Origin of the sequence: Nonomuraea bangladeshensis, from assembly GCF_039529455.1 — a bacterium.
Taxonomy (GTDB): Bacteria; Actinomycetota; Actinomycetes; order Streptosporangiales; family Streptosporangiaceae; genus Nonomuraea; species Nonomuraea bangladeshensis.
This window is the reverse complement of sequence record NZ_BAAAMV010000009.1, coordinates 371,416-390,947: the sequence shown is the minus strand read 5'-3', so window position 1 is coordinate 390,947 and position 19,532 is coordinate 371,416. Positions and strand designations below refer to the sequence as shown.

Below are 19,532 nucleotides of genomic sequence, written 5' to 3'. Positions count from 1 at the left end.
CTCGGGGAACGTCTCTGCTATAGAGCGTGTCAGAGGCGAGTGGGCACGGTTCGCCGAGCCAGGGCTAGCATGCGGGAGGACGGGACCGGATTTACCGGCCCTGACTGACCGCTCTGTGAGGAGCGACGAGATGTTCGAGAGGTTCACCGACCGAGCGAGGCGTGTTGTCGTCTTGGCCCAAGAAGAGGCCAGGATGCTCAACCACAACTACATCGGCACTGAGCACATTCTTCTTGGTTTGATCCACGAAGGTGAGGGCGTTGCCGCCAAGGCTCTGGAGAGCCTGGGCATCAGCCTTGAGGGTGTGCGCCAGCAGGTCGAGGAGATCATCGGCCAGGGCCAGTCGGCTCCGTCGGGGCACATTCCCTTCACCCCGCGGGCCAAGAAGGTCCTCGAGCTGTCGCTCCGTGAGGCTCTGCAGCTGGGCCACAACTACATCGGCACCGAGCACATCCTGCTCGGGCTCATCCGTGAGGGTGAGGGTGTGGCGGCCCAGGTGCTGGTCAAGCTTGGAGCTGATCTCAACCGTGTCCGGCAGCAGGTGATCCAGTTGCTGCACGGTTACCAGGGCAAGGAGCCGGCGGCCGCGGGCGGCCCCCAGGAGTCGGCCCCGTCCACGTCCCTGGTGCTCGACCAGTTCGGCCGCAACCTGACCCAGGCGGCCCGCGAGGGCAAGCTGGATCCGGTCATCGGCCGTGAGAAGGAGATCGAGCGGGTCATGCAGGTCCTCTCCCGGAGGACCAAGAACAACCCCGTTCTCATCGGCGAGCCCGGCGTCGGCAAGACCGCCGTCGTCGAGGGCCTGTCGCAGAAGATCGTCAGGGGCGAGGTGCCCGAGACGCTGAAGGACAAGCAGCTCTACACGCTTGACCTCGGCGCCCTGGTCGCCGGCTCCCGTTACCGCGGCGACTTCGAAGAGCGCCTGAAGAAGGTGCTCAAGGAGATCCGCACGCGCGGCGACATCATCCTGTTCATCGACGAGCTGCACACGCTCGTGGGTGCGGGCGCCGCGGAGGGCGCGATCGACGCCGCCAGCATCCTCAAGCCGATGCTGGCCCGCGGCGAGCTGCAGACGATCGGCGCGACCACGCTCGACGAATACCGCAAATACCTTGAGAAGGACGCCGCGCTCGAGCGCCGCTTCCAGCCGATCCAGGTGGCCGAGCCCTCGCTCAGCCACACGATCGAGATCCTCAAGGGTCTGCGTGACCGCTACGAGGCGCACCACCGCGTGTCCATCACGGACGACGCGCTGGTGGCCGCGGCGCAGCTGGCCGACCGCTACATCAGCGACCGCTACCTGCCCGACAAGGCGATCGACCTCATCGACGAGGCCGGCTCCCGGATGCGCATCCGCCGGATGACCGCTCCGCCGGACCTGCGCGAGTACGACGAGAAGATCGCCAACGTGCGTCGCGACAAGGAGTCCGCGATCGACGCGCAGGACTTCGAGAAGGCGGCCGCTCTCCGCGACCAGGAGAAGCAGCTCCAGCTCAAGCGCGAGCGCCGGGAGAAGGAGTGGAAGGCCGGCGACATGGACGTCGTGGCCGAGGTCACCCAGGAGCTCATCGCCGAGGTCCTGGCGACCGCCACCGGCATCCCGGTCTTCAAGCTGACCGAGGAGGAGTCGCAGCGCCTGCTCCGCATGGAGGACGAGCTCCACAAGCGGATCATCGGCCAGGACGACGCCATCAAGGGCCTGTCGCGGTCCATCCGGCGCACCCGCGCCGGGCTGAAGGACCCGCGCCGTCCCGGCGGCTCGTTCATCTTCGCCGGCCCCTCGGGCGTCGGCAAGACCGAGCTTTCCAAGGCTCTGGCGGAGTTCCTCTTCGGTGACGAGGACGCGCTGATCAGCCTGGACATGTCGGAGTTCATGGAGAAGCACACCGTCTCCCGGCTGTTCGGCTCGCCTCCCGGCTACGTCGGCTACGAGGAGGGCGGCCAGCTCACCGAGAAGGTGCGGCGCAAGCCGTTCTCCGTGGTCCTGTTCGACGAGATCGAGAAGGCCCACCCCGACATCTTCAACTCGCTGCTGCAGATCCTGGAGGACGGTCGCCTGACCGACGCCCAGGGTCGCGTGGTCGACTTCAAGAACACGGTCATCATCATGACCACCAACCTCGGCACCCGTGACATCTCCAAGGGCATCGGGGTCGGGTTCGCGAAGTCCAACGACACCGAGTCCAACTACGAGCGGATGAAGGCGAAGGTCCAGGAGGAGCTCAAGCAGCACTTCCGGCCCGAGTTCCTCAACCGTGTCGACGACATCGTGGTCTTCCACCAGCTCACGCCGGTCGAGATCATCCAGATCGTGGATCTGATGCTCGCCCAGGTCGACGCGAGGCTGAAGGACCGCGACATGGGGCTCGAGGTCTCGCAGGAGGCCAAGCAGCTGCTGGCCGACCGCGGCTACGACCCGGTGATGGGCGCCCGGCCGCTGCGCCGGACCATCCAGCGCGAGCTGGAGGACTCCCTCTCCGAGAAGATCCTCTACGGCGAGCTCCGTCCGGGGCAGGTCGTGAAGGTGACGATCGAGGGCGAGGGCGACGAGGCCAAGTTCATCTTCCGGGGCGAGACGTCCTCGAAGGTGCCCGACTCGGCGGCGGCCATCGCGGCTCCGATCCAGCACTGACCCGTCCGGCGCTCCGGCGCCGGCGTGACACCGGAGAGCTCCCGTGTGCTTCGTCACACGGGAGCTTTTCGCGTCTCCGGGGCGCGTCGCTCTGTGGCATCGTGTGGCGTCACAGGTCACGGACGTGAGGAGTTCGTCGCCACCCAGGTCGGGGAGCGCTCTCCGTGGCTCCTGGGGGCGGCCAGCGCCCCTTTCCGGGCGTCGGCTCGCCCGCCGTCACCACGTCGTTGCGTAATTGTTGGATGACCGGGTATCCCGCCACCGGTGGTAGTACTACACTGCGTAGAGTAGAGCCAAGTCTCATCCAAGTGAGCCGCAAGAGCGCGTCCCTAACGTGGGGGCCTGCTCCCCGGGGAGTAGTCAGGAATCAACTCTGGGCGGACGCCGGCGGGACCCGCGAGCAGGCATGCTCGACGAGGTCCGGCACGTCCGAGGCGGGCGACGGACACACATAAGCAAGCCGTGGAGGAAACCGATGCGCCTGCGTCACGATGACGGAACGCTCGTTCACCTCGCCTACAACGCAGGCGTCCATCCCGCTGAAGACCTGGAGAACCTGATCGCCCATCTCACTCGCTACGCCGTGCCGGTGCGCAAGCGGCTCGGCGTCGAGCGGATGGGCATCGGCCTGTGGCTGTCGCCGAGCGTCGCCGACCACCTCACCGCCGACCGCATCGAGCTCGTCCGGCTGCGCCGCTCCCTGGAGGAGCGCGGCCTGGAGGTCGTGAGCCTCAACGGCACCGGCGGCCGCAACCAGGAGGTCCCCGGCCCCGACTGGGCCAAGCCCGAGCGCTACCGCTACACCATGGCGCTGGCCCGCATCCTCGCGTTCCTGCTGCCCGAGGACGTACGCTTCGGCAGCATCTCGACCATACCGATCGGCTGGCGGCGTGACTGGCCGGCCGACCTGCACAGCATCGCCACCCGCCGCCTGGAGCGGCTGGCCCGTGAGCTGCGCGGCATCCACAGCGTCACCGGCAAGACGATCCGCGTCGGCTTCGAGCCGTGGCCCGGCTGCGTGCTGGAGACCACCGAGCAGGCGCTGGAGCGGGTCGGCGGCATCGACTCCGAGCATCTCGGCGTGTGCCTGGACGCCTGCCACCTCGCCTCCGGCGACGAGGAGCCGGGCGCGGCGCTCAAGAACCTGGCCGCGGCCGGGGCGCCGGTCGTCAAGCTCGGCCACGTGCACAACCACACCGGCCGCACGTCCAGCACCGGCGAGGTGCTGCACGACACGCTGACGGCCATGCTGTCGGGCGCGGTCAGCGGCAGTGCCCACATCGAGGTCGAGACGCACAACCTGGCCGTGCCGGGACGCGCCAAGGGGCCGGGGGCGCTGGTGTCGCTGCTGGCCGAGGAGCTGGACTGGGCCCGCAGCAATCTGACCGGTCTGGGCCTCCAGCTGGCCGCCTGACCTCGCTCAGAGTGAGGTGAACCAGGCGGGCGTGTCCAGCCGCCACGGATTGGCCGGCGTGACCTTGCGCAGGTCGGCCTCCAGCGCCCGCAGCCGCTCCACGCCCAGCTCGGCGGCCCAGCGGGCGCGGAGCTCGTCGAAGATGCGGGCCGAGCGGTGGAGCGCGTCCATCCCGTACGGCGTCAGCCGTACGATCTTGCGCCGGCTGTCGTGCGGATCGGTGGCGCGCTCCACGTAGCCGACGCGCTCCAGCGACTCGACGGTCTTGCCGGCCGCCTGCTTGGAGACGCCCAGCGCGCGGCCCAGCTCGACGGCCGTCGTGCCGGCGGGGCCGATGGCCTGCATGACGAATCCGTGCATGGGTCTGATGTGGGGGTGTCCCTGCCGGGACAGCTCGGCGTGCAGCTCGTCGATGAGCGCCCGGAACGCCAGCAGCAGGCGCAGCGGCAACTCGAACCCAGGGGCGTCGCTTGACACAATAGACAACCTGATTGACTATGTTGATGGACAACGTGGTTGCCTATCCTAAGGGGTTTCCCGCATGACCGTCATTCGTGCCGCCGACGCGCGGCGTACCGAGACACCCGGCGGCGTCATGACGACCTTCGCCTCGCCCACCCAGGGAGCGGCCGGGCGGTCGCTCTGGCGCGTGGAGGCCAAGCCCGGCGTGGCGGGGCCGCTCCACGACTTCGACGTCGAGCAGGTGTGGAGCTGGCTCGACGGGGCGGCGACCGTCGAGCTCGGCGAGGAGAGCTTCGCCGTGGCGGCGGGCGACACCGTCGTCATGCCGGCACGCACGCCGCGCCGCGTCACCGCCGGCCCGGACGCCGGCTACACCGCCGTCGTCACCGCCCGGGCCGGCGCCCGTGCCATGTCCGCCGACGGGGCCGACCTCGGCACCCCGCCGTGGATCGCGTGAAAGGGAGGATGCCCGTGTCTGTCGTGCCGAACGCCCAATGCCGGCGTACCGAGACGCCCAACGGCGTGATGACCACGCTCGCCTCCCCGACGCAGGGGCAGGCGGAGCAGGCCGTGTGGCGGGTGGACGCCCGCCCCGGCATGGAGGGGCCGGTGCACGCCTTCGACGCCGAGGTGCTGTGGACGTGGCTCGACGGGGCCGCGGTGGTGGAGCTGGGCGAGGAGCGCCACGAGGTCGCGGCGGGGGACACGATGGTGCTGCCCGCGGACGTGAGCCGGCGGATGTTCGCCGATCCGGTGCGAGGGTTCGTGTCGATCGTGACCGCCCCGGCCGGGACGAAGGTCTACAACCCGGACGGCACCTCCGCCCCGAACGCCTGCGACCTGGCCCCGAAGGGCTCCGAACGCCTGGTGCCGCCCTGGGTCAGCTGACCCTGAAGGTCAGGCGTGGGGGAGGCGGTAGGTGTCGTCGTCGAGGGCTTCGGCCAGGCCGTCGGCGATGAGGCCGTCCAGGGCGCGTTCGCGCTGGACCGCGTCGTCCCACACCACGTCGAGTGCCGCCTTCGGCACCGGGCCGTGGGCCTCGCGCAGCACCGCCAGCAGCCGCCCCCGGCACTGGCGGTCGGTGCCGGCGTAGGTCTGGCCCTTGCGCGCGGGGCCGGCGTGCGGCGGCTTGCCCGCCAGTCGCCAGGCGCACACGTCGGCGATGGGGCAGTCGGCGCAGCGCGGCGCGCGGGCCGAGCACACCAGGGCGCCCAGCTCCATCACCGCCACACCCCAGCGGGCCGCGCCCAGCTCGGGCAGCAGGGACTCGGCGAGCCGCCGTTCGGCCGCCGAGGTGGCCGTAGGAGGGTATTCCTCGGCGCGTACGGCCCTGGCGAACACCCTCCGGACGTTGGTGTCCAGCACCGCGTGCCGTCCGCCGTAGGCGAAGCTGGCGACCGCGGCCGCGGTGTACTCGCCGATGCCCGGCAGGGCCAGCAGCGTCGCGTGATCGGCGGGCACCTCGCCGCCGTGCTCGTCGGTGATCGCCCGGGCGCAGGCGTGCAGGCGCAGCGCCCGCCGCGGGTAGCCGAGCCTTCCCCAGTGCCGGACCGCCTCGCCCGGCTGCTCGGCCGCGAGATCCTTGGGGGCCGGCCAGCGTTCCATCCACTCGTGCCAGACGGGCAGGACGCGGACGACCGGGGTCTGCTGCAGCATGATCTCGCTGACCAGCACCCCCCAGGGCGTGGCGTCGGCGGCCCGCCAGGGGAGGTCTCTCGCGTTGTCTTCGTACCAACTGAGGACAGCGTTGTGCAGAAGATGAGGCTCAACCACGCCGACAAGGGTATGCCGATGGGAATGACCTCGGCGTGTCGTCACCCTGAGTGACCTTCTGGTTACCATGCTGGGTCTCATGGATCCGGAGACGATGCGTGGCGACGGCGGTGACGTTTACTGGCGGCGCCGGATGAGCGTGCTGGTGGCGGTGCTCGTCGTGGTGGCCGTGGTGGCCTGGGCGTGCTCCAGCGGGGGCAAGGGCGGGCCGGAGCAGAGCTCCTCTGAGGCCAAGGTCTCGCCCAGCGTCTCGCCGGCGGTCGACCCGCTGCTGGCCGGGCTGCGTACGCTCGCCATGGGCACCGCCACCCCCTCGCCCACGCCCAGCGCGCGACGGCCGAGCCCGTCGCCCAGCCGCGTCAGGCGGGCGGGCGCGCCCTGCGCCGAGGAGGACCTCGTGCTGAGCCTGCAGGGGGGCAAGGACCAGATCTACGCGGGCGGCTCCCGGCCGTCCTTCATCGTCACGCTCGTCAACACGGGGCCCGTGATGTGCAGGGCCGACGTCGGGCCGCGGGCCATGGAGATCCGCATCATGTCCGGCCAGGACCGCATCTGGTCGACGGCCGACTGCGTGAGCGGGGCCGGCGAGGACGTCGCCGAGCTGCAGCGCGGGGTGCCGTACGTGCGGACGCTGAACTGGGACAGGAAGCGCTCCAGCGCCGACTGCCGCGCCACGCCGCCGCCCGCGCTGCCCGGCACGTACGTCGCCATGGCCCGCTTCGGCAAGCTCCGCAGCCCCAAGGGCGTCTTCCACCTCCGGTGACGCCCGTCGCCGGTCAGACGTAACGTTCGAGTATCGAGGACTCGGCGAGGCGGGAGAGGCCCTCGCGGACGCTGCGCGCGCGGGACTCGCCGACCCCGCCCACGGCCTGCAGGTCGTCGATGCTGGCCGCGAGCAGCTTCTGCAGCCCGCCGAAGTGGTTGACCAGCCGGTCGACGACGGTGGCGGGCAGGCGGGGGACCTTGGCGAGCAGCCGGAAGCCGCGCGGGCTGACCGGGCTGTCGAGCTTGTCGGCCCCGTGCCCCAGGACGTGGGCGACCGCGGACAGGTCGAGCAGGTCGGCGCCGGAGAGCTGGTCGAGGTCGTGCATGGCCTCGGGCAGCCGCTTGTGGCGCCGGCCCGAGGGCGCGGGGAGGTAGTCGCGCACGACCAGCTCCCGCTCGGAGTCGACCCCGGCCACCAGCTCGTCGAGCTGCAGGGACAGCAGCCGCCCGTCGGTGCCGAGCTCGACGACGTAGCCCTTGATCTCGTCGGAGATGCGCCGCACCATCTCCAGCCGCTGAGCGACGGCGGCGACGTCGCGGACGGTGACGAGGTCCTCGATCTCCAGGGCCGACAGCGTGCCGGAGACCTCGTCGAGGCGGTGCTTGTAGCGTTCGAGCGTGGCGAGGGCCTGGTTGGCCTTGGACAGGATGGCCGCCGACTCCTCCAGGACGTAGCGGATGCCGTCGAGGTAGAGGGCGATGATGCGCATCGACTTGCTGATCGCGATGATGGGCAGGCCGGTCTGCCGGGCCACGCGCTGGGCCGTGCGGTGGCGGGTGCCGGACTCGTCGGTGGGGATGGCCGGGTCGGGCACGAGGTGCACGGCGGCGCGTACGATCTTGTCGTCGCCGCTGATCACGATGGCGCCGTCCATCTTGGCGAGCTCGCGCAGCCGGGTCGCCGAGAAGTCGACGTCGAGGGTGAACCCGCCGCTGCAGACCGCTTCGACGTCGTCGTTGTAGCCGAGAACGATCAGCCCGCCGGTGGACCCGCGCAGGATGCGCTCCAGGCCGTCGCGCAGGGGCGTGCCCGGCGCCACCGCCGCCAGAGCTTCGCGCCGGCGGTCGTCCAGACTCCTATCCACCTGACCCCCGTGTCGATCGGTCACGCCCAGCTTAGCGGCGCTATGTGACGTGTGTGAGTGCGTCCCAGACGTTCTCCGCCTGGACGACCTCGAACCCGGGGGCGAACGCGACGGGCCCGACGGGCACGAGCGCGCGCTGGCCGTTGTGCCTGCGGGTGCCGTCCTCCAGCGACCCCGCGGGGACGAGCGCCCGCTTGAAGCCGAGCCGGGCGGCCTCGTTGAGCCGCCTGCGGACGTCCTTGACCGGCCGCAGCTCGCCGGCCAGGCCGACCTCGCCGAGCGCCACCAGCCCGGGGGGCAGCGGCTTGTCGCCGGCGGCGCTCGCCACCGCGAGCATGACCGACAGGTCGACCGCGGGGTCGGCCAGCTTGATGCCGCCGACGGTGGCGGTGAAGACGTCGCAGCCGCCGAGGCGGGCGTTGAGCCGCCGCTCCAGGACGGCGAGGATCATCTGGACGCGGAAGGTGTCGAGGCCGGAGGAGGTGCGCCGGGGCTGCTGCGCCTCGGTGCGCGCCACCAGGGCCTGCACCTCGGCGGGCAGCGGCCGGGTGCCCTCGACGGTGACGGTGACGCAGGTGCCCGGCACCGGCTCGCTGCGCCGGGAGACGAACAGGCCGCTGGGATCGGTGATGCCCTCGATGCCGCGCTCGTGCAGGTCGAAGCAGCCGACCTCGTCGGTGGGGCCGAACCTGTTCTTGATGGCGCGGACCATGCGGAGCCGGGAGTAGCGGTCGCCCTCGAAGTTGAGCACGACGTCGACCAGGTGCTCCAGGGTGCGCGGACCGGCGATGGAGCCTTCCTTGGTGACGTGGCCGACGAGGACGGTGGCCATGTTGCGCTCCTTGGCCAGGCGCACGAGGTTGGCCGCGACCTCGCGGACCTGGGTGACGCCGCCGGGCACGCCGGTGGCCTGCGCGGAGCCGATCGTCTGCACCGAGTCGACGACGAGCAGCGTGGGCTGGACCTTCTCGACGTGGGTGACCAGCGCCGACAGCTCGGTCTCGGCGGCGAGGTAGAGCTGGGGCCGGATGGCGTCGATGCGGTCGGCGCGCAGCCGCACCTGGGCGGAGGACTCCTCGCCGGTGACGTAGAGGACGGTCTCGCGCTCGGCGATGCGGGCGGCGGCCTCCAGCAGCAGCGTGGACTTGCCGATGCCGGGCTCGCCGGCCAGCAGCACGACCGCGCCGGGGACCAGGCCGCCGCCGAGCACCCGGTCGAGCTCGCTCACGCCGGTGGTGCGGGCCGTGGCGACCTCGGCCTTGACCTGGCCGATCGGCAGGGCGGGCGCGGTGGTGGCGCCACCCTGGACGATGGTGACGCCGGCCCGGCCGCCCTCCGCGTCGACCGTGCCCCACGCCTGGCACTCGCCGCACCGGCCGACCCACTTGGTGGTGCGCCAACCGCACTCGGCGCAGCGGTAACCGGGCTTCGGGGCAGACGTCTTCGCCATGCCGAGCAGGCTAGCGCCGCGCACCGACAAACGGCTCCGACGATCCGCCCCGACAGGCGCGCCAGGTCGGGCAGGCCGGGCTAGATCAGGCCCAGGTCGGACTCCAGGAGGCGCTTGGGCTTGGCGCCGACGACCCGCTTGACCGGCTTGCCGTTCTCGAACAGCAGCAGCGTCGGGATGCCCATGACGCCGTACTTGGCCATGATCTCGGGGTTCTCGTCGGTGTTGAGCTTGCCGATGGTGAGGCCGCGCTCGGCCTCGATCTGCTCCAGCACGGGCGCCACCATGCGGCACGGTCCGCACCATTCGGCCCAGAAGTCGACCAGCACCGGCCGGTCGCTCTTGAGCACCTGCTCCTCGAAGTTCTCGGTGGTCAACGTGATCATGTCCTCATCCCCTCACGAAACATCCTGGGCACGACTGGGAGAGCTGGGCGGCGACCTCGGCGCGGCGGCCGAGCAGGACCCGGATCTCGGCGTCGATCTCGTCGAGCTTGCGCTGGTAGACCTCGACGGACTCGGCGCACGAGCCTCCCGTGCTGTGCCCTCTGCGCAGGCAGTCGACGAACGGCCGGGTGTCCTCCAGGGAGAACCCGACCGCGAGCAGGGCGCGGATCTCGGTGACGAGCCGCACGTCCTCCTCGGTGTACTGCCGGTAGCCGTTGGGGCCGCGCCGGGCCTGGAGCAGACCGTGCTGCTCGTAGTACCGGAGCGAGCGGGTGCTCGCCCCGGTGCGTTCCGCCAGCTCTCCGATGCGCATGCCCCCACGGTAAACGTTGACACCGGCGTCAAGGGAAGCAGGCCCGCGGCGGCCGTACTCGTTCCTGATTTCGTAAAGGCTTGAATAGCTCCTTGTCATATATGACCCGCTTTTGCTTTCATGCCCGATAAGTCATGCGTGTAAGGGTGATCGTCCCCGGGGATGACCGTTCACGCTCACTACTGCGCATTTCGCGATCAGTACGATTCGGGGGAACAATTAAATGCGTGCAAACAGGATCCACCGGGCTGCCGGGGGCGCCATTCTCGCGGCCGCGGCGCTCATGGCCGGAATGCCGGCGGCAAACGCGCTGGCGACCGTGCCGTGCTCCGGGAGCGCCCTGGTGAACGCGATCAGAAACGCCGCGTCGGGCGCCACGCTCAACCTCACGCCCGGCTGCACCTACGTGCTGACCAACAGCACCTTCAACCCGATCAACACGACCGGCCTGTCGATCAACAGACCCCTCACCATCCACGGGCGCAACAGCACGATCCAGCGGAGCGCGACCGCGAAGTTCCGCCTGTTCACCGTCAACGCCAACTTCACCCTCGACCGCGTCAGGCTCAGGGAGGGCGACGCGACGACCTCTCCGGGCGGGCTCGGCGGAGCCATCGCGGTCAACAGCGGGACCACGAACCTCGACGCGGTGCTCATCCAGAAGAACACCGCCACCTTCTCCGGCGGCATCGGCGCCGTCAGCGGAACCATCGTCAACGTGACGAACAGCATCATTCAAGGAAATTCCGCGACCAGGAACGGCGGCGGCACCGGAAACAACGGAAGAATGACGGTCGCCAACAGCGTCATCAACGGCAACCGCGCCGGGGAGAAAGGCGGCGGAATAGCGAACGACGGAACCCTCGCGGTGGTCCAGAGCCTCATCACCCGCAATGAGGCCGGCACCGTCGGAGGAGGCATCGCGAATTTCGTTCCCGGCACCGTGACCGTCACCCGCAGCCTGGTCAACAGCAACAAGGCGACCACCGCCCCCGGCGGCATCGACAACGAGAACGGCGTCGGCGCCGTGGTGCGGTCGGCCGCGATCGTGCAGGGCAACACCCCGACCAACTGCTCACCCGTTCCCGCGCCGGCCGTGTCTCCCGTCACCGGGTGCCGGAACTAGGCCCGTCCCCGCGTGGAGCCTCCGTGGGGACGGCTCGTCCCGCCGGAGGCTCCACGCGGCTCAGTAGTGGCGCCAGCGGAGCACGTTCGGGTAGTCGAGCTCCAGGCCCGGGGTCTCGGCGATGGCCTGCTCGGCCACCTGGGGCGCGAACTCGATGCGCAGCACCGCCTCCAGGTCGGCCCGGCGCTCGAAGGCCATGCGCAGGTCGAGCGGGCGGCGCTGCCAGCCGTGGCGGTCCCAGAACGCCTCGACCTCGCGGGCCGAGTACGCCGGCACCGTCCGCGAGAACCACCGGCCGAACGCGCCGCGCGTGGCGTCCAGGTCGATGACGAACGCGGTGCCGCCGCGCCGCAGCACCCGGGACAGCTCACGCAGCCCCGGCTCGCAGCCCGGCCCGAAGAAGTACGCCCACCGCGCCATGGCCACGTCCACGCTCGCGTCCGGCAGCGGCAGGTCCTGGGCCACAGCGGCGTGCACGTCCACGTTGGCGAGCGCGGCGCAGCGGCGGCGGGCCAGCGCGGCGAGGTCGCCGTGCGGCTCCACGCCGATCACGCGGGCGGCGGCCGCGGCGAGGCCCGGCAGGTGGTAGCCGGTGCCGCAACCAATGTCCAGAACGGTGGCGCCCTCCCAGGAGCGCACCGCGCGCATCGCCGCGTCGGCGGCCCGCTCGGGATCGACGGCGCGGTTCTCCACCTCGTAGACCTGCGGAGTGTTCCAGATGTTCGGGCTGGGAATCGCCCCCCTCGCAATGCGTGGCATGCCCCCAACGCTAGGGCGTCGCGCGCCTTATCGGCTTCTCCGGCTTAGGCTGGCAACGTGGCTGATGTCATCCGCGTGCCCAATGCGAAGATCGCATTGTCCACCGCCTCGGTATATCCGGAACGCACTCCTGACGCGTTCGAGCTGGCCGCGCGCCTGGGCTACGACGGCGTTGAGATCATGGTCGGAGCAGACCCCGTGAGCCAGGACATCGACGTGATCGAGCGGCTCTCCGACCACTATCAGGTCCCCGTGCTGGCGATCCACGCCCCCTGCCTGCTGGTCACGCAGCGGGTGTGGGGGCGCGACCCGTGGGCCAAGCTGCTCAAGGCCCAGAAGGCGGCCGAGCGGCTCGGAGCCTCGGCGGTCGTGGTCCATCCTCCGTTCCGCTGGCAGCGCGACTACGCCCGCGAGTTCGAGGTCGGGCTCGCGAGAATGCGCGACGAGACGAATGTCACGTTCGCGGTCGAGAACATGTTCCCGCTGCGGGCCAGGGGGAGTGACGTGGTGCCGTACGCGCCCGACTGGAACCCGATCGACTACGACTTCCCGCAGGTCACGCTCGACCTGTCGCACACGGCCGTGTCGGGCTCCGACGCCATGGAGATGGCGACCAAGCTCGGCGACCGGCTCGCCCACCTGCACCTCGCCGACGGCATCGGCGTGACCAACAAGGACGAGCACCTGGTGCCGGGACGGGGCAACCAGCCGTGCGCCCAGGTCCTGGAGCGCCTGGCCAACACCGGCTACTCCGGGCTGGTCGTGCTGGAGGTCAACACCCGCAAGGCGGCCAGCCGCACCGAGCGCATCGACGACCTGGCGGAGGGGCTGGCCTTCGCCCGGCTCCATCTGGCGGCCACCACATGAACATCGGTCCGATGCGGGAGCTGGGCGGGGTCTTCGACCGCGTGGCCGACGCCTACGAGGCCGGGCGGCCCAGCTATCCCGACGAGATGTTCCGGGCGGTGTGCGAGCTGACGGGCGTGGACCTCGACGGCGCGACGACGGTCGACGTCGGGGCGGGCACCGGCATCCTCACGCGGGCGTTGCGGGCGCGCGGGTCCCGCGTGGTCGCCGTGGACCCGGCCGCGGTGATGCTGGGCCGGCTGCGGTCGCGCGCCGACGGCGAGCCGCCGCTGGTCGCCGCCGTGCAGGGCGACGGCAACGCGCTGCCGGTGGCCGACGGGGTGGCCGACCTCGTGACGTACGGGCAGTCGTGGCACTGGCTCGACCCCGCGGCCTCCATCGCCGAGGCCCGGCGGGTGCTGCGGCCCCACGGGGCCATCGTGGGCTGCTGGAATCTGCACCACGCGGCGCAGGCCGACTGGCTGGCGGCGTACGAGGCCCGGCTGGCCGAGGAGGTGCCCGCCTACTGGGGGCCGGCGGTGGAGGAGTGGGCGGTGCCGCCGATCGCCGCGGCCTTCGAGGTGATCGCCGAGCGGTGGCTGCCGTGGACCCGCCTGGTCGGCATCGAGGACTTCCTGCTCGCCCTGCGCTCCCACTCGTACATGGCGGCGCTGCCGGCGGAGACGGCCGACGCGCTGGTGGAACGGCAGCGTACGGAGCTGCGCCGCGAGTTCCCCGAGGGCATGCTCTCGGTGCCGATGCGCGTCTACCTGGCCGTGGGCCGGTGACGGGCCCGCGAGGGAGTGCCGTCGTCTGGAGGAGCGGCGGGAGCGGAGCGACCAGAGCGGGGGAAGACGGCGGCGTATGGCGACCGAGCGTGCCTCGCGGAGCGAGGCCATGAACAGGCGGGGGCCCGGGCGGCGGCCTGGGTCGGCGGACACGCGTGGGGAGATTCTGACGGCGGCCCGGCGGGTGTTCGCGGAGAAGGGGTTCGACAAGGCCACCGTGCGCGGCATCGCCAGGGAGGCGAACGTCGACCCGGCGCTCGTCCATCACTATTTCGCCACGAAAGAGGGCATTTTCGCGGCGGCCATGCGCCTGCCGCTGAACCCGGAGACGATCCTGCCCGAGCTGCTGGAGGGGCCGCGCGAGGAGGTGGGGGAGCGGCTGGTGCGCCTGCTCCTCCGGGTGACGGCCGCGCCGGAGACCCGGGAGCCGATGGTGGCGTTGCTGCGCTCGGCGATGACGAACGAGCAGGCGCAGGCGATGTTCCGCGAGTTCATCACGAACGCGCTGCTGTTCAAGGTGGCCAACGGGCTCGGGGTGCCGCACCTGCGGATCGAGGCCGCCTTCGCGCAGATGTTCGGCGTGGTGATGGCCCGCTACGTCCTCAAGCTGGAGCCGATGGCGAGCGCGGACCCGGAGGAGCTGGTGGCGCTGCTCGCCCCGACGCTCCAGAGGTACTTCACAGGCTAGAGCATTGTTCTGGAGGGGCCTGCCACCTTAGGGTATGTCGCGTACCCCGGATAAGTTACCGGCCGGTAGGATCCGGGGTGAGGTCTGTATAAAGGCTGCACGTACGCTTGACAGCCAGCGACAGCCAACGTCGTCTGTGGGAGGACCCCGTGCTCTGGGTAGCCATCATCGGGCTCGTCATGACCGTCCTGGCGGTGGCCGTCGCCGGCCGCCGGGTTCAGTTCCTGTACAAGCTCGCCACTGTGGGGCCGCCCGCGCCCGAACGCGTCGAGTACGCCAAGGCGAACGCGGGCGAGGAGCTGAAGGCGCAGCTGGTCGAGGTCTTCGGTCAGAAGAAGCTGCTGAAGTGGACGCCCTCCGGCGTGGCGCATTTCTTCGTCATGTGGGCGTTCTTCATCCTGCTGACCGTCTACATCGAGGCGTACGGCGCGATCATCCAGGGCGCGATCACCGGCCGCGCGAACTTCCACATCCCGATCGTCGGGCAGTGGCCGGTCCTCGGGTTCCTCCAGGACTTCATCGCGGTCGCCTGTCTCCTCGGCCTGGTCGCCTTCGCGATCATCCGGCTCAAGAACTCGCCGAAGACGCTGGGCCGCAAGTCCCGCTTCTCCGGCTCGCACCTGGGCGGCGCCTGGCTCGTCCTGTTCATGATCTTCAACATCATCTGGACGCTGTTCCTGGCCCGTGGCGCCGCCGCCGCCAACGGCAACCTCCCCTACTCCTCCGGCGCGTTCGCGTCGCTGGCGCTCGGCGAGGTGCTCCCGGCGAGCGGGCTGCTGGAGGAGATCGCGCTGCTCCTGCACATCGGCTTCATGCTGGTGTTCCTGGTCATCGTGGTGAACTCCAAGCACCTGCACATCTTCACCGCGCCGCTCAACGTGCTGTTCTCGCGCCGTCCCGACGGGCTCGGCGCCGCGCCGGAGATGCGGGTGGACGGCAAGCCGGTCGACTTCGAGGACGAGGACCTCGACCCCGAGCGGCTCGGCCGCGGCAAGATCGCCGACACCACGTGGAAGGGCTTCCTCGACTTCTACTCCTGCACCGAGTGCGGCCGCTGCCAGTCGCAGTGCCCGGCCTGGAACACCGACAAGCCGCTGTCGCCCAAGATGCTCATCCTCGACCAGCGCGACCACGCCTTCCAGGTGGCCCCCTACCTGCTGGCCGCCGCGAACGGCGTCGAGCACAAGGACACCGACGTGCTGGCGCTGCTGGACAAGCCGCTGGTCGGCGAGGACGGCGTGATCCACCCCGACGTGCTCTGGTCGTGCACCAACTGCGGCGCCTGCGTCGAGCAGTGCCCGGTGGACATCGAGCACATCGACCACATCCTCGACATGCGCCGCTACCAGGTGATGGTGGAGTCGTCGTTCCCGTCCGAGGCGGGCGTGATGGTCAAGAACCTGGAGAACAAGGGCAACCCGTGGGGGATGTCCGAGATGAAGCGGGCCGACTGGATCGAGGAGCTCGACTTCGAGGTCGAGATCGTCGAGGACAAGATGCCCGAGGGCACCGAATACCTGTTCTGGGTCGGCTGCGCGGGCGCGCTGGAGGACCGCGCCAAGCGCACCACCAAGGCGGTCGCCGAGCTGCTGCACATCGCCGGCGTGAAGTTCGCGGTGCTCGGCCCGATGGAGGCCTGCTCCGGCGACCCGGCCCGCCGGCTCGGCATGGAATACCTGTTCAACATGCTCGCCCAGCAGAACATCGAGACGCTGAACGAGGCGGGCGTCAAGAAGATCGTCGCGACCTGCCCGCACTGCTTCAACACCCTCGCCAACGAGTACCCGCAGCTCGGCGGCACGTACGAGGTGGTGCACCACACCCAGCTCCTCGCCAAGCTGGTGGACGAGGGCCTGCTCACCCCGGTCACGCCGATCGAGGAGAAGATCACCTACCACGACCCGTGCTTCCTCGGCCGGCACAACAAGGTCTACTCCCAGCCCCGCGACATCATGGCCAAGGTGCCCGGCGTCCAGGCGCAGGAGATGCACCGGCACAAGGACCGCGGCTTCTGCTGCGGCGCGGGCGGCGCGCGCATGTGGATGGAGGAGCGCATCGGCAAGCGCATCAACACCGAGCGCGTGGACGAGGCGCTGACCACCAACCCCGACACCGTCTCCACCGCGTGCCCGTTCTGCATGGTGATGCTCGGTGACGCGATCAACGAGAAGAAGAACAGCGGCGAGGCCAAGGAGTCGCTGGAAGTCGTGGACGTCGCCCAGCTCCTGATCAAATCGGTCAAGGGCGCTTCCTGAGGACGCGAAACGCAGCTCCTCCACACCCCGTGTGGAGGAGTTTCGCGTGTCGACAAGGGCGACGACAAGAAATCTGCCATCCACATAACGGGAAAATCACGGTAACCTCAACGTCGCATGGGTCTATTCGACGGGGAGGGGGCTCGCGATGGGCGTCGTCGTCACCGACGCCGAGGTGACCCTGGCGGACGTGCTCTCCCTGCGACTGGCCATCGACGAACCACTCCGCGAAGGCACCGAGCTCGTCCTGCGGCACCGCACCACGGGGGTGGAGCGTGAGGTGCGCCTCGGCACGCCGGGGGCGCGGGCGCGCGAGGCCACGCTGGCGGTCTCGCTGGCGCCGCTCGGCCTCACGGCCGGCCGCTGGGACGCCTACCTGCGCCACGACGGCCGGCGCAGCCGGCTGCTGAGCGTCGACCCCGGCTTCTCGCTCGACCATCTCGACGCGTACGCCCTGTGCAGGCGCACCCTCGCCTACCGCTCCTACCGGACCCGCAACGGCTACCTGGCCCTGAAGATCACCGACGCCGAGCCGGGGGCCGAGGTGCGCAGGGTGTGGTTCAGGGAGGGCCGCTTCGAGGTCATGGGGCTGCTCACCTACACCGGGCTGGAGGACGACGACTCCCGCCACGAGGCCACGCTCACCCTCGACCGGCGGCAGGCCGGCGCCCGGGTGTCGGCCACGGCGTACGTCCAGGGCGTGCGCTTCCACGCGGCCGTCTCGCTCGTGGACGTGCTGGCCGCCGACCCCGACGGCGCGGGCACGTGGGAGCCCGCGCTCCAGGTCGCGGGGGTGCCCGCGCCGCTGCGGCTCGCCTCGCGCCTCGACGACGTCGACGGCAAGCGCCGCCGGCTTCACTATCCGGCGGCCGAGGTGGACGGCGTGCCCGTACGGCCCTGCTACACCGCCGACGACGAGCTGCGCATCGAGGTGGGCGCATGAGGATCGCCCTGCTCCTGCCGTCCGCCTACGGCATGCGGGGTGATGTACGCGCGACGCTCAACCTGGCCAACGCCCTCGCCGAGCGGCACGAGGTCGAGGTGATCAGCGTACGACGGCAGAAGGAGAAGCCGTTCTTCCCCGTCGGCCCGAACGTCGTCATGCGCAGCGTCGTGGACGCCCGGCCGGGGGTGCGGCACCTGCTGCCGCGCGGCCAGGTGCGCACCGAGGTCGCGCTCTGGCGGGTGCTGCGCGGGCTCAGGTGCGACGTGCTCGTCACGACCAGGCCGGGGCTCGGCGTCCAGGCCGCCAGGCACGCGCCGCGCGAGGTGCTGAAGCTCGCCAGGGAGTGGACCAGACCCGCCGTGCCGGCGCCCGTCAGACGGTTCTACCCGCGCCTCAACGCCGTCGTGGCGGCCACGGAGGCCGGTCAGGAGGAATGGGGCAGGCTGCTCGGCGAGGGGCTCACCGGGCCCGCCGTGCGCTTCGTGCAGGACGCCCTGCCGGCCGGCCCCTGGCCGCGCTCGCGCATGGACAACAGGATCGTCGCGGCCGGAGGCCGCTGGGTGGCGGTCAAGGGCTACGACCGGCTGATCCGGGCGTTCGCCGTCGTGGCCGACAAGCGCCCCGACTGGCAGCTCCGCCTGTACGGCGGCGGCCCGGAGGAGCGCCGGCTGCGCGCCCTGGCGCAGGAGCTCGACCTGCACAACCACGTCTACTTCATGGGCACCACGCCCGACCTCGCCGGCGAGTTCGCCAAGGCGTCTATCGTGGCCAACCCCTCGCGCGGCGACGACCAGGCCATGACCGTGCTGGAGGCCATGAGCTGCGGGGTGCCGGTGGTGGCGTACGAGGGGGCGCGGGCCCCGGCCGAGTTCGTGGCCACGGGCTACAACGGGGTGCTGGTGCCGGACTCCGGCGCCGACGAGGAGATGTTCGCGGCGGCGCTGCTGGCACTGATCGACGACGAGCGCAGGCGGCGCTCGCTCGCGGCCGGCGCCCTCGACACCGCGACCCGGCACGCGGCGGCCGAGGTCGCCGGTCAGTGGGAGAAGCTGATCGCGGATCTCCGCTGACCCCGCTCCCCATACGGGTTACGGGTACCGTAGAACCATGCATGGGTACAGCGGAGACAAGCAGGCATATCTGACGCGCCTCCGGCGAATCGAGGGCCAGGTCAGGGGCCTGCAGCGCATGGTCGAGGACGACGCCTACTGCATCGACATCCTCACCCAGGTCTCCGCCGCCACGCGCGCACTCCAGGCGGTGGCGCTGGGCCTGCTGGAGGAGCACATCTCCCACTGCGTGGCCGACGCGATCAACACCGGCGGCCCGGAGGCCGAGGCGAAGGTGAAGGAGGCCTCGGCGGCCATCGCGCGCCTCGTCCGGTCTTAAGGATCTTGTGACTGGCGGGCATCCTCCTTTCGTAGGAGGCGGCCCGCGCAAGTGACTAGTTATGCGAAACCCCGGGAACTAGGTCCCCGGGGCTCGGTAATCGTCGTGATGCTTCTTCAGCGGCTCGCCGAAGTCCGCAATCCGAGCGCGTCGTCGAGTTCGTCCAAGGTCAGCCGCCGCTCGCTGACAGCCACGGCCGTGAGCACCTCGGCGTAGAGCGCAATCTCGTCCAACGCGACACGGTCGTGGACCCGAGAGTCCAGGTCGTCGTGCCCCACCGCGTCGTCCTTTCCTTCCGCAGCCCACACCCTCTCCGAGGTTACGGGGGGACCCCCTTCGGGCGACATGGCCCATCGGAGTCATTCCTTTCGGCGCCCCGGGGCCCCAGTGGGGTC

The 19,532-nt window shown here is 70.6% G+C and carries 21 protein-coding genes; 13 read left to right on the top strand and 8 right to left on the bottom strand.

Features of this window, described 5'->3' with window-relative positions; genetic code table 11:
• Nucleotides 1-130: 130 nt before the first annotated feature.
• Together ABD292_RS31125 and ABD292_RS31120 are read left to right on the top strand one after the other, a co-directional pair.
• Nucleotides 131-2,632, top strand: coding sequence for an ATP-dependent Clp protease ATP-binding subunit (locus ABD292_RS31125; protein WP_329588530.1), 2,502 nt, complete (start codon nt 131-133; stop codon nt 2,630-2,632).
• A 475-nt stretch (nt 2,633-3,107) separates the two neighbouring features.
• Nucleotides 3,108-4,046, top strand: coding sequence for a sugar phosphate isomerase/epimerase family protein (locus ABD292_RS31120; RefSeq protein WP_344213562.1), 939 nt, complete (start codon nt 3,108-3,110; stop codon nt 4,044-4,046).
• A gap of 6 nt (nt 4,047-4,052) precedes the next feature.
• Here the strand turns inward: ABD292_RS31120 and ABD292_RS31115 are convergent, their stop codons facing one another.
• Entirely contained in the window at nt 4,053-4,523 is a 471-nt protein-coding gene (locus ABD292_RS31115) for a MarR family winged helix-turn-helix transcriptional regulator (protein WP_344213560.1), read from the bottom strand.
• Between the two features lie 64 nt (nt 4,524-4,587).
• Between ABD292_RS31115 and ABD292_RS31110 the strand changes: the two genes are divergently transcribed.
• Together ABD292_RS31110 and ABD292_RS31105 are read left to right on the top strand one after the other, a co-directional pair.
• Entirely contained in the window at nt 4,588-4,965 is a 378-nt protein-coding gene (locus tag ABD292_RS31110; protein WP_344213558.1) for a cupin domain-containing protein, read from the top strand.
• 14 nt (nt 4,966-4,979) lie between these two features.
• Entirely contained in the window at nt 4,980-5,396 is a 417-nt protein-coding gene (locus tag ABD292_RS31105) for a cupin domain-containing protein (protein WP_344213556.1), read from the top strand.
• Nucleotides 5,397-5,405: 9 nt separating this feature from the next.
• Here the strand turns inward: ABD292_RS31105 and ABD292_RS31100 are convergent, their stop codons facing one another.
• Entirely contained in the window at nt 5,406-6,164 is a 759-nt protein-coding gene (locus ABD292_RS31100) for an HhH-GPD family protein (RefSeq protein ID WP_371248995.1), read from the bottom strand.
• A gap of 196 nt (nt 6,165-6,360) precedes the next feature.
• Here ABD292_RS31100 and ABD292_RS31095 point away from each other — a divergent pair, with 196 nt between their 5' ends.
• Complete coding sequence (locus ABD292_RS31095) at nt 6,361-7,044, top strand: hypothetical protein (RefSeq protein ID WP_344213552.1); 684 nt, start codon at nt 6,361-6,363, stop codon at nt 7,042-7,044.
• Between the two features lie 13 nt (nt 7,045-7,057).
• Here the strand turns inward: ABD292_RS31095 and disA are convergent, their stop codons facing one another.
• The 4 genes from disA to ABD292_RS31075 form a co-directional block, all read right to left on the bottom strand.
• Entirely contained in the window at nt 7,058-8,131 is a 1,074-nt protein-coding gene (disA, locus tag ABD292_RS31090) for a DNA integrity scanning diadenylate cyclase DisA (RefSeq protein ID WP_344213550.1), read from the bottom strand.
• Between the two features lie 40 nt (nt 8,132-8,171).
• On the bottom strand, nt 8,172-9,581 hold the full coding sequence (radA, locus tag ABD292_RS31085) for a DNA repair protein RadA (protein ID WP_344213548.1): 1,410 nt from the start codon (nt 9,579-9,581) through the stop codon (nt 8,172-8,174).
• Nucleotides 9,582-9,661: 80 nt separating this feature from the next.
• On the bottom strand, nt 9,662-9,967 hold the full coding sequence (trxA, locus tag ABD292_RS31080; protein ID WP_344213546.1) for a thioredoxin: 306 nt from the start codon (nt 9,965-9,967) through the stop codon (nt 9,662-9,664).
• Between the two features lie 4 nt (nt 9,968-9,971).
• Entirely contained in the window at nt 9,972-10,340 is a 369-nt protein-coding gene (locus tag ABD292_RS31075) for a MerR family transcriptional regulator (RefSeq protein WP_344213544.1), read from the bottom strand.
• Between the two features lie 343 nt (nt 10,341-10,683).
• Between ABD292_RS31075 and ABD292_RS31070 the strand changes: the two genes are divergently transcribed.
• Nucleotides 10,684-11,466, top strand: a complete 783-nt coding sequence (locus tag ABD292_RS31070; protein WP_344213542.1) for a hypothetical protein — start codon at nt 10,684-10,686, stop codon at nt 11,464-11,466.
• 60 nt (nt 11,467-11,526) lie between these two features.
• Here ABD292_RS31070 and ABD292_RS31065 read toward each other — a convergent pair whose 3' ends face one another.
• Complete coding sequence (locus ABD292_RS31065; protein WP_344213540.1) at nt 11,527-12,225, bottom strand: class I SAM-dependent methyltransferase; 699 nt, start codon at nt 12,223-12,225, stop codon at nt 11,527-11,529.
• A gap of 57 nt (nt 12,226-12,282) precedes the next feature.
• Here ABD292_RS31065 and ABD292_RS31060 point away from each other — a divergent pair, with 57 nt between their 5' ends.
• The 7 genes from ABD292_RS31060 (at nt 12,283) to ABD292_RS31030 (ending at nt 19,137) form a co-directional block, all read left to right on the top strand.
• Nucleotides 12,283-13,092, top strand: a complete 810-nt coding sequence (locus ABD292_RS31060) for a sugar phosphate isomerase/epimerase family protein (RefSeq protein ID WP_344213538.1) — start codon at nt 12,283-12,285, stop codon at nt 13,090-13,092.
• Entirely contained in the window at nt 13,089-13,859 is a 771-nt protein-coding gene (locus tag ABD292_RS31055) for a class I SAM-dependent methyltransferase (protein WP_344213536.1), read from the top strand. The genes ABD292_RS31060 and ABD292_RS31055 overlap by 4 nt, the downstream gene beginning before the upstream one ends.
• Nucleotides 13,860-13,968: 109 nt before the next feature.
• Nucleotides 13,969-14,547 carry a TetR/AcrR family transcriptional regulator gene (locus ABD292_RS31050; protein WP_344213534.1) on the top strand — a complete coding sequence of 193 codons (579 nt, stop codon included), beginning with the start codon at nt 13,969-13,971 and terminating at the stop codon, nt 14,545-14,547.
• Between the two features lie 149 nt (nt 14,548-14,696).
• The gene (locus tag ABD292_RS31045) at nt 14,697-16,802 is read left to right on the top strand and encodes a (Fe-S)-binding protein (RefSeq protein ID WP_344213532.1); all 2,106 of its coding nucleotides are present in this window, start codon (nt 14,697-14,699) and stop codon (nt 16,800-16,802) included.
• Between the two features lie 148 nt (nt 16,803-16,950).
• Nucleotides 16,951-17,745, top strand: coding sequence for a hypothetical protein (locus ABD292_RS31040; protein ID WP_344213530.1), 795 nt, complete (start codon nt 16,951-16,953; stop codon nt 17,743-17,745).
• Nucleotides 17,742-18,818 (top strand): glycosyltransferase, encoded by a 1,077-nt coding sequence (locus tag ABD292_RS31035; protein ID WP_344213528.1) that lies wholly within the window; start codon nt 17,742-17,744, stop codon nt 18,816-18,818. The genes ABD292_RS31040 and ABD292_RS31035 overlap by 4 nt, the downstream gene beginning before the upstream one ends.
• 37 nt (nt 18,819-18,855) lie before the next feature.
• On the top strand, nt 18,856-19,137 hold the full coding sequence (locus tag ABD292_RS31030) for a metal-sensitive transcriptional regulator (RefSeq protein WP_026213852.1): 282 nt from the start codon (nt 18,856-18,858) through the stop codon (nt 19,135-19,137).
• Between the two features lie 116 nt (nt 19,138-19,253).
• On the opposite strand, the gene ABD292_RS31025 is transcribed toward ABD292_RS31030, so the two are convergent.
• Nucleotides 19,254-19,415, bottom strand: a complete 162-nt coding sequence (locus tag ABD292_RS31025) for a hypothetical protein (protein WP_020540796.1) — start codon at nt 19,413-19,415, stop codon at nt 19,254-19,256.
• Between the last annotated feature and the right edge of the window lie 117 nt (nt 19,416-19,532).

Bases quoted from the DNA above. Each gene is read 5' to 3' on its own strand.
- ABD292_RS31125 (WP_329588530.1), top strand. From the start codon at position 131: ATGTTCGAGAGGTTCACCGACCGAGCGAGGCGTGTTGTCGTCTTGGCC.
- ABD292_RS31120 (WP_344213562.1), top strand. From the start codon at position 3,108: ATGCGCCTGCGTCACGATGACGGAACGCTCGTTCACCTCGCCTACAAC.
- ABD292_RS31110 (WP_344213558.1), top strand. From the start codon at position 4,588: ATGACCGTCATTCGTGCCGCCGACGCGCGGCGTACCGAGACACCCGGC.
- ABD292_RS31100 (WP_371248995.1), bottom strand. From the start codon at position 6,164: ATGCTGCAGCAGACCCCGGTCGTCCGCGTCCTGCCCGTCTGGCACGAG.
- ABD292_RS31095 (WP_344213552.1), top strand. From the start codon at position 6,361: ATGGATCCGGAGACGATGCGTGGCGACGGCGGTGACGTTTACTGGCGG.
- radA (WP_344213548.1), bottom strand. From the start codon at position 9,581: ATGGCGAAGACGTCTGCCCCGAAGCCCGGTTACCGCTGCGCCGAGTGC.
- trxA (WP_344213546.1), bottom strand. From the start codon at position 9,967: ATGATCACGTTGACCACCGAGAACTTCGAGGAGCAGGTGCTCAAGAGC.
- ABD292_RS31075 (WP_344213544.1), bottom strand. From the start codon at position 10,340: ATGCGCATCGGAGAGCTGGCGGAACGCACCGGGGCGAGCACCCGCTCG.
- ABD292_RS31065 (WP_344213540.1), bottom strand. From the start codon at position 12,225: ATGCCACGCATTGCGAGGGGGGCGATTCCCAGCCCGAACATCTGGAAC.
- ABD292_RS31055 (WP_344213536.1), top strand. From the start codon at position 13,089: ATGAACATCGGTCCGATGCGGGAGCTGGGCGGGGTCTTCGACCGCGTG.
- ABD292_RS31050 (WP_344213534.1), top strand. From the start codon at position 13,969: ATGAACAGGCGGGGGCCCGGGCGGCGGCCTGGGTCGGCGGACACGCGT.
- ABD292_RS31040 (WP_344213530.1), top strand. From the start codon at position 16,951: ATGGGCGTCGTCGTCACCGACGCCGAGGTGACCCTGGCGGACGTGCTC.
- ABD292_RS31035 (WP_344213528.1), top strand. From the start codon at position 17,742: ATGAGGATCGCCCTGCTCCTGCCGTCCGCCTACGGCATGCGGGGTGAT.
- ABD292_RS31030 (WP_026213852.1), top strand. From the start codon at position 18,856: ATGCATGGGTACAGCGGAGACAAGCAGGCATATCTGACGCGCCTCCGG.